Here is a 12785-nt window from a genome sequence, read left to right on the forward strand (position 1 = left end):
GATCCTGCCGGCTCCGTATCACGACTCAAAGCTTGCCCTTACGGGCCATGACGCCAGTCACCGTACCCTTGTTCGCCGCCGGTTCGGCGACGGGCTTGATGGCCTTGGGCTTCTTGGCTTCACGATTGCCGTTCTTGCGATTACCTGACATGGGATCATCCTTTGTTGAGGCGCGGCATCAGCGCCGGTAGTTGAAAAGGCCTGGTGGTGTGATTCAATTCGTCAGCAACACGATTGGGGTGTCATAGGCGTCGATTGCGACGTCTACTTCCTTGGGAAAAGGCGACCACTCCGGCGTGAATGGGGCCGAGCCGTTCTGCCGTCGAGATTGCCGCTTCGTGCGTTTTGCACGATTTGACCACGTCCGCGACGAGCCTGCTCGCCTTGAGCCGGAGGCCTTGAACCAAATAGTCCGTTGCTATTTTGTTCTTTCACTGAACCCAGCGTCCCTTGGCGAGCGTGAGGGCGAAGTTAAACGTTCAGAGAGTGCGGTAGCGAAGACGCGTCCGATGACCTGGTGCCATCGGTTTCATGGTCTCACGGACTTATGAGACGATCGGTTTAGAAAAATCAGGCGCACACGATGCGTCCGCCCCCACCAATTGAATAAGGGAGGGACTTGCGGCCGGTCGCACACTGTGGCGCATCTAGCGATAAACCTTTGTGCGCTCTATTTGTTCATATAGCAAATGGCTTCGTATGTCCGACCCGAACTTGCTCTGCACACGTGCATCTGGATAGGCAGACATGGATTGACTGAGCGCAACCACACGAGTGAACCGGAAACCCACACGCCCTGAGAGGGGCGTTTACCCCGGACCCGCCTCCGCTAATCCGAATGTTATTGTGCCAAGGATTAGCTGCTTGAACATCACACTGTCGGGTATAGACAGCGGGTTTTTCGACACCCTTTCAAAGGCGCAAAGACGATCGAACAAACTGCTTCTCGGAACTCTCGGATCGACCTTTCTATCGACAAGTGGCTCGTTGCCTCCTGACCATTACCACCCCGTTGCGGCCACCTGCGGCAAGCACGATCTACGTCTGCTACTGCCCGCACCTGCCACGACTTAGATGGCTAGGTTGGCTGATCTTGGCGACCGCCTCCTGCCTTATTGCCTTGATCGTCAATGTTGTCGTCGTCCTGTCCACTGTCACCAGTTTCTACGGGAGCAGGTTTTTGCTTGTGGTTCGGGTCGGGTGGCGTCTCGCCCACCGGGGGGGCAGGCGTCGCATCTGCATCGCTGCCAGGTTCAACATCTGTAGGTCTTTTGTTGGTCATCGCGTCTCTCCTTCAAAGAAGGCTAGCGGATAGCTATGGGAATGGTTCCCATGAGTAACGGCTCCATCGCAATTGCCTACAAGGTCGGCCATTCTCGAAAGGTTTTGGAGCTGCAGCGACCCGCGAGCTAAACAAGCCGATAGCCAGGATCTTACCATGATCTCCCGAGACAATTAGGAGAAGCATGGGGGGTGTGATACAAGGCAGGTCAGGAGAGCTGCGTTTAACGCGCTGCCAAACTGTCATGGAAATAGTCATCACCTACCTCGCACCGCAAACGGGCGGGCATTCTGGCTCGGCGGGAAAGCAGTCCGAAATGCACTTCGAGTGCTTTGGCGACCTCCGAAAATGGGTTCTTGCGAACATCCCGCAAGAGCAGCGAGCACGAATAAAGGTCTGGATTGACGATCTCAGGATCAGCGGCTCAAAGCGGGATGAGCTGTTCGAGCCAGTTCGGTATGTTTGGATAAACCCGGAACGTTCGTTCTAGTCCGAACTGCCAGCGCCGGCCTCTAATGCAGACTGCAATCTAAGGCGTAGCAACGATGGACCGGGCGCATGTTAAATCACTGCGCGCCGGGTGTCGGCTTTATTGCTTCTGCTTGTGCTGGTCGGCGTTGTCGTTCTGAACCCCAAAGACTCGGGTTGGTAGCCCGCAAGGGTCGTTTGAAGACGTATCGGTATCTGGTCTTTTGAGGTCTTCTCTGAGTTGACGGATCAGGGCAGGTCCCTCAATTTGTTCGATAGAATAGCCTTCGGTTATCAAAACCCGTTTCTCGTCCGCCAGTTCAAAAGCTCTCTAAAATGGTGTTTTGCCGGGCTTCACGATCTGAGTTTTCTTTTAGAGCTATTTTAATGAGCGGAGCGCAGTGATCGATTGATCATGTCGTTTATCAGTCCAGCGCAGCAGTAACACCTCAAGATCAGTGCTCGATCCGTCCCAAAGTCTGGCTCGTTCCCGTCACGCAATCGCCCTTGTCTCGAAAGGGCAAACCAGCCATGAAGGTTCTTGCCCAATATAAAACTATCGCGACAGAGTTGATGGTCCAACCCCTTCAACCCAGTCCTCGCTTGGATGAACAGCAACAGGCACCTGAAGGCGCATATACTCCGATCCGTCAGAGCTGGCTGTAAAGCGTGGTCACTCGTTGTTGGCCAATCGCATCTAGCCCTGTGACTCGGGCACGAAGTCGTCGGACGTTGCCGATCTCATGCAGATCCTCGTTCAATGCCTTCATGGCTGCGGCCTTTGGGCTATGCGCAAAGACCAGACAGACATCGGATTGCTGTGAACGCCCTTCTGGGTCGGTGTTAAACGACTCGACTTGAAATTGCTGCAGCGGCGCGTCGGTCATAAGGGCTCCAGGGGAGTATGATATCACTTAAAGCAAGGTTCGTCTGTAGCTACCCAGTCGCCGACAAAAGAAGCGCACCAGCGCTCTGTGGATTCGCCTCCGGACACAAAGATAGTCAGCGCCTTCGATCCTTTTCAACTATCGGCACCAATGGTATTTCGTGGCGGTCACCATCCTCTAACGGCATGTTCAGCTTGCGCGCTGGCAGCTTCAGTAGGAAGCATTGCCTGACCACATCCTCGTCACGGAACTCGTCCATGAAGCGCATCCTAGCCCTCTGCATCATTCTGCCAATGCCAGCGATGGCGAACTGCGTACCCCCGTGGCAGACGCATTTCTCCTGCTACATTCCGGAGCAGAACGCTCACGCGGAGTTCTGCCGCATCGCCGACACCAACTTATATCCGGGCAAAAAGGAAGGCTACTATTCCTATGTGGTCGGCGCTGAGCCAGCTGAACTCTACTTCGAGACCGACACAATCGGTTTCTCGGTCAAGGACACGAATATTGACCATCCGACCGACCTGACCATGTCAATGGGCTACATGCGGAACGACTGGGTCTATGCGTTTGTGATTACGGAAGACGAGCGAATTGGCGGTGACATTCGGGATGCCGAGGTGCGCGTCTATAGTTCATCCGATGACTTTTTCAACGATAAGAAGGATGTGGAACAAGCCCGTCTATATTGCGAGTCAGGATCGATCATCGCTAACCAGGATATGATCGCTCCATAGCAACCTGTTTGTCGGCCATCGACCGATGGCGAACATTCAGGCATTTTGAGCATGGACTGAAAGCACCTCCCCTCCCGAACCGGGCGGTCCCCGCAAGCCCGGGGTCGCTAAAGCGCTTCGGCGCAAGAGTTGGGGCGCAGAAAGCTGGCTGTTCTGGACGAAAGCGGACTTCGTTCCCTCCGCTCGTCGGCAGGCGTTTCCAGAATAGTCGGTAGTCGAAAATGCATTTCGCGCATCGCACGAGAGCAGATGGTCTGCGAGTGGCGCCGACCCCACCCTCGACCCATACTTTGCAGAAAAAGTTGGCGCCCAAAGAACGGTGATCCGATCACCAATCCGTCTAGACTGGTGATTGTTGATTTCTGCCGAGAAGTGACCCTGGCTTTCCACTGAAAATCTCGATGGAAATAGCCACGCCTAACGGGTCATTTCTCAGTGGCAATCAACAGTCACCGACAAAAGTAGGGGCAGTGGAGCAAAATTCCGGCCCTGTTCAAATACCCAGAATTTTGACGGCAGGCCGCCGCACTTTGGCTCGCGATGACACGCGCGGCAGCAAGCGCCTCATAGAAAGGCGCTGGGACGGTCGGAGGCTCTAACTTCCGAGTCGGATAGAGCCTGTTGCCGTAACGAGATCGGGTCGGTTGGGGAGCGCCCGGGCAATGGCCAGCAATAGGGTCGCATGCCCCCCCGCTGCTTGGCATCGCGCGACCATAGTCCCAGCAGCTCCGTGCAGATGAGGCCAGAGCATGGCGCTGCGATCCTCGAGAGCCCTTGCACTGTTCGATCCGTATCAGTCTGCGGGTGCTGTGAATATCGTCGAGCTGGTGGTGCGCCGCCTCGGGGGACGCGCCGCCCGGCGCCATAGTCGATCCCGAGGGCAGCCCAGTATCTGATGCCGGCTACGGCCTGACATAGCCTGCCTGCCTCTGCGATGCTGAGAAGGTCCGGCACTTGGCGCTGATAGCGGGTGATCACCAGGGTCTGGGACAAATTACGGCGCTTGAGCTTTACCTCGAACAGGAAGCGCAGGGCCGAGACGGCATTATTAATTCTCTAGGGACGATGCCGTTCTCATGCTGAAAAGCTGGTAGAAATGAAGATTGGCTGCCTTGGTCACCTCTTGGCTCTAACCCAGAGAGACGGCAAAGCGCCGGCCGTGACGGACATAATCGTGCTAGGTGTGAACGCCCATCCTAACGAGGGGAAATGTCCGATAACGCCGGTTGCCTCAGCCATCGCACCTCGAAGTGGTCAGTTTCGACCCGGCTTCGCCAATCGACTTGGAGTTATCGTGAGCTGACGCTTAGATTCCAGGTCTAAGCTGGATTGAGCTTTCACGGCAGGTCGTTGAGGCCCATGTCCGCCAAATGATCAGCCACTCTTTGCCATGTGATGATCCGTGGCGCTCCCCGCGGGCAGGTCGTGCGCTTGGTATAGATTTTCTCGATCAGACGATTTCGGGATTGCCGTCGATATAGCTGTCGAAATGCACCGTCGTCTGGTCCTCTTCGCCGATAACGAAGGCCATCTGCGCCGGACCGGCAAGGCGGCGCATGGGAACGTGGTCCTGGTCCACCGTGCAGTAATAATGGCCACCGGCGAGGGTGGTGAAGGGGATGCCGCGCCAGAGGGCGGTCGAGGTCAGGTGGACATGGCCGGCCATGACTTGGCGACTATCAGGATGGGTCTTGAGCGCGGCGATGAACGGTTCAGCGTCGCGGATGCGGATATCATCGGAATTGATGTGGAGCGCATTGGCGTTGTGATGGAGGATCACGATGACCGGGCGGTCCAATGCCTCGGCAAGTCGGGCCTTGAGCCAAGCGATCTGAACCTCGGTGAGGACGCCGTCGACGCGTCCGGGCTCGGAGGAATCGAGGAGAATGATGCGATAGCCTTTGGCGTCGAAGGCTTTGTCGATCTTGCCGGTTTCGGCAACGTATTCCTCGCCGAAAACAGAGACAAAAGTCTCGCGATCGTCATGATTGCCGAGGGTCAGGTGGACCGGGATTTCTATCCGGTCGATCAGTGACTTGAGGCGTTCATAGGCGGCGGGTTGACCAAGATCGGTAAGGTCGCCGGCAAGGACGCAGAAATCGACAGTGTTGTAGCGGGTGGCAATGGTTTGGACGGCTTGCTCAAGCCTGGCGCCGGTGTCGAGCGTCATCGAGAGCTCGCCCTCCGGCATGACGTGAAGGTCGCTGAGGACGATGAATTTGAGGGTCATGGCTGAGCGGTCCGCTAGGTTTTAGGCAGTCTGACGCAGTTTAATGTCAGGGAGAGGACAGCGCCGGATTTTGGCTCGCGCGGGCCATGGCCAATTCGATTTCTTCAAGCAAAGCAGGGAGTTCGCCGGGAGTACGGATGGTGTAGCGCGGCACTTCGTGGGCGAATTCGGGGATGTGGCTGCGCTTCTTGGACCAGCTCTGCCAGATGCTAATGATGCCAAGTTTGTTGGCGCCGCCAATGTCGCGCTCGAGATGATTGCCGACCATGACGATTGCGTCCGCGTCGTCCGGTCCTAAGCCTAAGGAGTGCATAGCTTTTTCAAACATGCGGCGATCGGGCTTTTCGCAGCCTTCGGCTTCGGAAATGACCTGGGCGTGGAAGTGCGGTTCGATGCCGTGGCCACCGAGGATGGTGGCAAAGCTGCGGACGCGGCCGTCGGCGACGAGGGCGAGGCGATAGCCTTCGCGGGTGAGGGCGTCGATCATCTCCAGGGCGCCGGGGATAAGTCCAGCTTCAATGACATATCCTTCGGCGTCGAAAACTTCGGTCGCTTCATTGACGAGGGTGTCGCCGCTATCCAAAAACACCGCTTTGAGAAGGGGTTGCTGGGCGCGCACATCAGCGAGCACGGCTTTTACGCGGCCCGGAATCCAGGCAACGAGTTCGGTCCAGGAGGTGAATTCGACCGTGGACAGATCAAAGCGCTGGTGGAACTGGAAAGACGGCAGGAAGGCGCGGGACTGCAGGTGGCGCTTTACGGCGCGGTGGTCTTCGGCGGTCAAGCCGTGGAGTGCCTCACCGAACATATCGTTGATGAGAATGGCGCCGTAGCCGGCGAGGTTCTGGCAGGCGAGGGTGATGTCTGTGGCGACGGCGCGCTGGGCGTCGGCCGTGGCGGTGAAGGCGTGCTTGCCCGGCGCGGAAAACAACGTGACGCGGCCCTCTTCGAGGGGCAGGGTACCGTTGGGGGGAGTCATTGGGAACACGCCACCATGGGCGCTGGCTTCGACCGCGACCACGCTATTTTCGGCATTGAGGTGGAGCCAGATATGTTCGAGCTCATAGAGGTGCTGGATATCCCAATCCCACCAGATGGCATATTCGATGACCTTGGCGATGCCTGCGCCAAGGGTGATCGCGTGGTTCGCTGAGGGCGAGGAGCCGGGCTCGGTAAAGACCGTGACGCCGATGCGGCTTGGGAGAAAAGGTTCGTTATCGCCAAAACGGACGATGGGCGCGAGGTGGCGAGCGAGTTCGAGATCGGCGCTGGTGGCGACCTTATTGGATGGTGACATAGAACTTCCTCCGGCGCTCTTAAGCAGTTTCCAGTCTTGTAATCGTTTTCAAACTTATGCGGCAAGGTGGTGTGACGGATATTTTTGCGATGGTGCATTTATCCCGAGTTTTTCCGTTTCGCCGAAATTTGGCGTGGAGCCCGTCGATTATAGCGCTTGCGGCCGCAACGAGGATTAGTCGGCGAGCGGAATGGTCGAGGCGCGGGCGATAAGGGTGTTTTCGAGGACCACCTGGCGCGGCGACTTGCTGGTGCTGGTCATGTGGTCGATCAGCGTCATAGCGGCGATCTGGCCCATTTCGTGGATCGGCTGGGCGATGGTCGAGAGCGTAGGGAAGGTGACGGCAGATTCGAGAACGCCGTCATAACCAAGGATCGAGAGGTCGCGTGGCAGCTCTAATCCAAGGCTGTGAGCAGCATGCATGACGCCGATGGCTAGCATATCCGTGGTGCCGAAAACGGCCGTCATGCCGGGATTGCCGGTGATCATGGCGGCGCCGGTTTCGCGGCCGACATCGAAGCTGGCGCTTTCAAAGGGCGGCGAGAAGATGATCTCCACATCGGTTGCGAGATCTTGGGCGGCTTGGCGAATGCCGCGGACGCGCTCGCTGCCGACATCCTGGCTGCCGCCGCGTTGGGCGACGCTGCCGGCGACGATGCCGATCTTGCGATGGCCGAGTTCGATCAAATGGCGCATGCCTTGATAGCCGCCCGAAAAATTGTCGCAGACCACCGAGCTGATGGCGGGAATCTTGGGCTTCATGTCGACAAAGGCGACGGAAATGCCGCGCTCCTGCAGGAGTTTGACCTGTTTTACCGTGCGGGCGTTCGTGCCGGATGGCCGGATGATGACGCCTTGGACACGCATGTCGAGCATGGTCTCGAGATAGGCCTCTTCGCGATCGGCGTCGCCATTGGTCGAGCAGAGCAGCACGCGATAGCCTTGATCGAACATGGTGGTTTCGATGGCATAGGCGAGGGCGCTCGAGAAAGGCGTGCGCTGCTGGCGCAGCAGAACGCCGACGATATTGGATTGTTGGGTGCGGAAGGAGCTCGCGAGGCCATTGCGGCGATAGCCCAGGCTGTCGATGGCTTTATTGACCGCCTCGCGCACTTCCGGCCGCACATGGGCATAGCCATTGAGGACGCGTGAGACGGTCGCGATCGACACGCCCGCGAGCTTTGCAACGTCCTTGATGGTGACCACTTGGTTAGCATTCCGTTAGCATCGAGCGCAGCTTAAGGCCCTTTGCGATAGCATTTTGCACCGCGTTGAACCATGTCGATTTTCCTAGCTTGTATTGAAAACGTTTACAAGATAGCGTCACCAAACCGATAGAGGTGGGAACTAGTGACGAGGGGCAAAAGCACCCTCAGGAAGGTGAGGCTTCCGGCTCCAAACCCACCGGCCGGACCTCGGAGGATGCGAAGTGTTCATTTCGTGGGAGGGAAGCAAATGCAGATGGTTTGTTATGGCGTGACCCGGCTGATGGCAGCGTCGCTGCTGCTCGGCGTGGCAACTATGCCCGGCGCGATGGTGCTGCCTGTGGCGGCGCAGGAACAAGCGGCGGCAGTTTGCGCCAGCGGGTTTACCGAGGCGCCGCAGCTCAAGGCTATGGTTGATGCCGGCACCTTGCCGCCCGTGGCCGAGCGCCTGCCGGCCGAGCCGCTGGTGATCCAGCCGGCCGAGGAAGTCGGTGTCTATGGCGGGCAGTTCATCGATAGCTGGGGCGGCGGCAATATCGCCGATATGCGCCAGTTCGGCTATGAACCGCTGGTGCGCTGGAGTGTCGATGGCTCCGAAGTCGTACCGGGGATCGCCAAGAGCTGGGATGTTTCGGAAGACGCGCGAAGCTATACCTTTCATCTGCGCGAGGGCATGAAGTGGTCGGACGGGCAGCCGTTTACCGCTGACGACATCATCTTCTGGTGGGACCGCGTCGAGAACAATCCGAAGGTGATGACCGGCGGACCGCGGGCCGAGCTCAAGAACAATGGCGCTGTGCCAACCGTGACCAAGGTCGACGATTATACGGTCACCTTTGCCTATGAAGAGCCGAACGGGCTCTTTCTCCAGAATATGGCCGGGCCCTATGGCCAGCGCGCCGTGCAGTTTCCAAAGCACTATATGGAGCAGTTCGATATCGACCTGAACCCCGATGGTGTGGCCGAGAAGATGGCAGCGGCTGGGGCGACCGATTATGCGGCGTGGTGGAAGGGCAATGTCGGCTCCTACAATGATGCCGCGCAGTTCAATGACCCCAAGCGCCCCTCTATCCATGCCTGGATCGGGACCGATACGCTGCTGGGCAAGGAGCGTGTCACATACGTCCGTAATCCCTATTATTTTGCGGTCGATCCGTCCTGCCAGCAATTGCCCTATATCGACGAACGCGTTTGGGCGGTGGCGGCTGATCCGGAGGTCACGCTGCTGCAGTCGATCCAGGGCCAGATCACCATGTCGCCGCGCAACGTGTCGACGCCGCAGAACCGGGCCGTGTTTTTCGACAATCAGCAGGCCGGCGACTATCGGCTCGTGCCCGCTTCAAGCTGCGACTACAACACGGCTGTTCTCGGGTTCTCCGTGACCCATCCCGATCCGGTCAAGGCGCAGGTGTTTGGCTCGAGGGATTTCCGCGCCGGCGTATCGCTCGCCATCAACCGGCAGGAAATCATCGACACGATCTATCTGGGGCAGGGGGAGCCATTCCAGCCCGCACCACTGCCGAATTCGCCGTTCTACAACGAAAAGCTCGCCAAGGAATTCACCGAATTCGATCTCGCCAAGGCGCAGGAGCATCTCGACAAAATCATCCCCAAGGACGCCAGCGGCGTGCGCGTCGGGCCGGATGGAAAACCGTTCAAGTTCTCGGTCGAGATCAATGCCGACTTCAAGCCGGACACGGTCGATGCATTCCAGTTGATCGAGCGAACCTGGAAACAGGCCGGGCTCGATGTGACGGTCAACTATCACTCCGATGAACTCTTCGGAAATGCGCGGGCCAAGCCCGAGGCCGATGCGGCCGTATGGGTGGGCGAGAATGGCTGCGGTCAGTTGCCGCTTCTCAATCTCAGCCGGTTCATGAACGACTACGGCTATTGGTCGCTCGGCAATTGGTCGGGTTGGGCCGCCTGGGACATGAAACGCCTCAACCCTGACGCAGAACTGGCTGAGGGTGTCAGTGTCGTCGAGCCGCCGGCCAATGTGCAGCGCCTTTATGAACTGCGGTCGTTGATCCCGACGACGGTCGGAGAGGAACAGACGGCGCTGATGCAGGAATTCACCGATCTCCTCGCCGAAGAGTTTCTGACCATCGGCATCGCCAACCCGGCGGGGTACTACCGCTCGGTCAAAAACAACCTGCACAATGTGCCGGCTGAGCTGATCGAAGGTTGGCTCTATCCGGGTCCGGCACCGGCGAATTTTGCGACGTTCTTTTTCAAGTAAGTTCACTCCCTGCAAGCGGGATAGCCGCGGGAGACTGCGGCTGTCCGATGTTCAATTGCAGTGCCACGCCCTCGTGGTTCGAGGGTCGCTACGCTCCCGCCTCACCATGAGGGCTACTGGGGCGCGGCGGCACGAGTAGTCCTCATGGTGAGGTGCTTTGCACAGCAAAGCCTCGAACCGTGATCACCGGTAGCAATAGCTCCAGTGGAGCTATTGCCGGGAAGAACGCCCAGAGCGCTACGCGCGTCGGGCTATGGGCGTGGCACTGAAAGGAGACCGCGATGGGTTCGTTCATGATACGCCGGATCATCTATGCGATCCCGGCGCTGATCGCGGTGTCGTTGATTTCGTTTCTCGTCATCGCCATTCCGCCCGGCGACTATGTCACGCGGCTCGCCGAGATGTCGGCGGCGGCTGGCGACGTGATGCCGATGGCAGAGCAGGAGGCGATACGTAAGGCCTATGGGCTCGATCTGCCATTGATGGTTCAATACTGGAACTGGATTAGCGGCGTCGTGCTGCGCGGCGATTTTGGCTATTCGTTTTCGTTCAATCTGCCGGTGAAAGACGTCATCTGGCCGCGGCTCGGGCTGACGATCGTCCTGTCAGTCGCGAGCCTCCTTTTCATCTGGGTTGTCGCCATTCCGATCGGGATTTTCTCGGCGGTGAAGCGCTATTCGGCCGGCGATTATCTCGCGACATTCCTCGGCTTTCTCGGCCTGGCCATTCCCAATTTTCTCCTGGCGCTGGCGGCAATGTATATCGCCTTTGCCTGGTTTGGCGTGAATGTCGGTGGGCTGTTCTCGCCGCAATATGTCGAGGCGCCGTGGAGTTGGGAGCGGGTGCTCGATCTCCTGGGCCATCTCTGGCTGCCCATGATCGTGTTGGGAACAGCGGGCACGGCGAGCGTCATTCGGGTGATCCGCGCTAACCTGCTCGATGAGCTGCACAAGCCCTATGTGACTGCGGCGCGGGCCAAGGGGAAGGGCGAGTTTTCGCTTTTGATGAAATATCCGGTCCGGCACGCGCTCAATCCGTTTGTGTCCGGACAGAACGATATTTTCGTCGACATCGTCTCGGGCGGCACCATCGTTGCCATCGTCATGGGGCTGCAGACGACGGGGCCGCTGCTGCTCGACGCGCTGAGGACGCAGGACATGTATATGGCCTCAAGCTTTATCCTGATGCTGTCGGTGCTCGTGGTGATCGGGACGCTGCTGAGCGATTTGTTGCTGGCCTGGCTCGATCCGCGCATTCGGTATCAGCAGGGCTAGGAGGCAGGCATGAGCACGTTTGACGAAACTACTGGCCAGGTCGCTCCCGTCGCCAAAACCCATCAACGCGGGCGCGGCTTTGATGGGCATTGGGCGCTGGTCTGGCAGAAGTTTCTGCGACACAGGCTGGGCGTTGCGGGCGGGGTCGTTGTGATCCTTGCCTATGTGGTCGCCGCGATCCCGGAGTTTTTGGCGCCGGTGACGCTCGAAGCCTATAATCCAGCCTATAGCTACGCGCCGCCACAGACGCTACATCTAGGGCGGGACGAGGGCGAGGGCTGGCAATTCAGGCCCCATGTGAACGCCTATAAATCCGAAATCGACTACAATTCGGGGCGGCGGACCTTTGTTGATGACGAAAGCCAGCCGGTCGATCTCGGGCTTTTCGTCGAGGGCGAGAGCTACAACCTCTTCGGCTTCATTCCGACAAATCGGCATCTCTTTGGCCCGGTCATCGAAGGGCAGCCATTTTTCCTTTTTGGGGCGGATCGGCTGGGGCGGGATATTCTGAGCCGCACGATCTATGGCACGCGGATATCGATGACCATCGGGCTGATCGGGGTGGCGCTGAGCCTCGTCTTCGGCATCCTGATCGGCGGGATATCCGGGCTCTTTGGCGGGGTGACCGACAATGTTATTCAGCGGCTGATCGAGTTCATACAATCGGTGCCGGCGATCCCGCTTTGGATCGGCTTGGCGGCGGCCATTCCGGCAAGCGTGCCGCCACTGCAGGTCTATTTTCTGATCACCATCATTCTCTCGGTGCTTGGATGGACAAGCCTCGCGCGTGTGGTGCGCGGGCGGTTTCTCGCCATGCGCAACGAGGATTTCGTCAAGGCCGCGCGGCTCGATGGGTGCGGGCCCGTACGGATTATTTTCCGGCATATGCTGCCGAGTTTCCTGAGCCACATCATCGCGACGGTGTCTCTCGCCATTCCGGGCATGATCTTGGCGGAAACGGCGCTCTCCTATCTCGGCATTGGCTTGAGGACGCCGATCGTTTCCTGGGGCGTCCTGCTGCAAGAGGCGCAGAATGTGCGCACGATCGCTTCGGCGCCTTGGCTCCTGCTGCCGGGCGCGGCTGTGGTGGTGGCGGTGCTGGCGCTCAATTTCCTCGGCGATGGGCTGCGCGATGCGGCCGACCCCTATTCGGACTGAGGCGC

10 protein-coding genes are annotated in these 12785 nt (G+C 58.6%); 4 read left to right on the forward strand and 6 right to left on the reverse strand.

The features are described from left to right. Positions 1-25 precede the first annotated feature (25 nt). The 3 genes from DevBK_RS00245 to DevBK_RS00255 form a co-directional block, all read right to left on the reverse strand. Positions 26-151, reverse strand: a complete 126-nt coding sequence (locus tag DevBK_RS00245; protein ID WP_274532539.1) for a hypothetical protein — start codon at positions 149-151, stop codon at positions 26-28. 927 nt (positions 152-1078) lie between these two features. Further along, positions 1079-1282, reverse strand: coding sequence for a hypothetical protein (locus tag DevBK_RS00250; protein WP_156464185.1), 204 nt, complete (start codon positions 1280-1282; stop codon positions 1079-1081). Between the two features lie 1118 nt (positions 1283-2400). Further along, positions 2401-2637, reverse strand: coding sequence for a hypothetical protein (locus DevBK_RS00255; protein ID WP_061912022.1), 237 nt, complete (start codon positions 2635-2637; stop codon positions 2401-2403). Between the two features lie 257 nt (positions 2638-2894). On the opposite strand from DevBK_RS00255, the gene DevBK_RS00260 reads away from it, so the two are divergent. Then, complete coding sequence (locus DevBK_RS00260) at positions 2895-3374, forward strand: hypothetical protein (RefSeq protein WP_156464186.1); 480 nt, start codon at positions 2895-2897, stop codon at positions 3372-3374. A gap of 1450 nt (positions 3375-4824) precedes the next feature. Here the strand turns inward: DevBK_RS00260 and DevBK_RS00265 are convergent. The 3 genes from DevBK_RS00265 to DevBK_RS00275 form a co-directional block, all read right to left on the reverse strand. Next, positions 4825-5604 (reverse strand): metallophosphoesterase, encoded by a 780-nt coding sequence (locus DevBK_RS00265; RefSeq protein ID WP_061912024.1) that lies wholly within the window; start codon positions 5602-5604, stop codon positions 4825-4827. A 46-nt stretch (positions 5605-5650) separates the two neighbouring features. Further along, positions 5651-6901, reverse strand: coding sequence for an HAD family hydrolase (locus tag DevBK_RS00270; RefSeq protein ID WP_061912025.1), 1251 nt, complete (start codon positions 6899-6901; stop codon positions 5651-5653). Between the two features lie 174 nt (positions 6902-7075). Beyond that, positions 7076-8107, reverse strand: coding sequence for a LacI family DNA-binding transcriptional regulator (locus tag DevBK_RS00275; protein ID WP_317184022.1), 1032 nt, complete (start codon positions 8105-8107; stop codon positions 7076-7078). A gap of 249 nt (positions 8108-8356) precedes the next feature. On the opposite strand from DevBK_RS00275, the gene DevBK_RS00280 reads away from it, so the two are divergent. From DevBK_RS00280 to DevBK_RS00290, 3 genes are all read left to right on the forward strand, one after another. Then, the gene (locus tag DevBK_RS00280) at positions 8357-10348 is read left to right on the forward strand and encodes an ABC transporter substrate-binding protein (protein ID WP_317184023.1); all 1992 of its coding nucleotides are present in this window, start codon (positions 8357-8359) and stop codon (positions 10346-10348) included. A gap of 281 nt (positions 10349-10629) precedes the next feature. Then, entirely contained in the window at positions 10630-11622 is a 993-nt protein-coding gene (locus DevBK_RS00285; protein WP_317184024.1) for an ABC transporter permease, read from the forward strand. A gap of 9 nt (positions 11623-11631) precedes the next feature. Next, positions 11632-12780, forward strand: coding sequence for an ABC transporter permease (locus DevBK_RS00290; protein ID WP_317184025.1), 1149 nt, complete (start codon positions 11632-11634; stop codon positions 12778-12780). The last annotated feature ends 5 nt before the right edge of the window (positions 12781-12785 follow it).

Source organism: Devosia sp. BK (assembly GCF_032907385.1).
Lineage (GTDB): Bacteria > Pseudomonadota > Alphaproteobacteria > Rhizobiales > Devosiaceae > Devosia.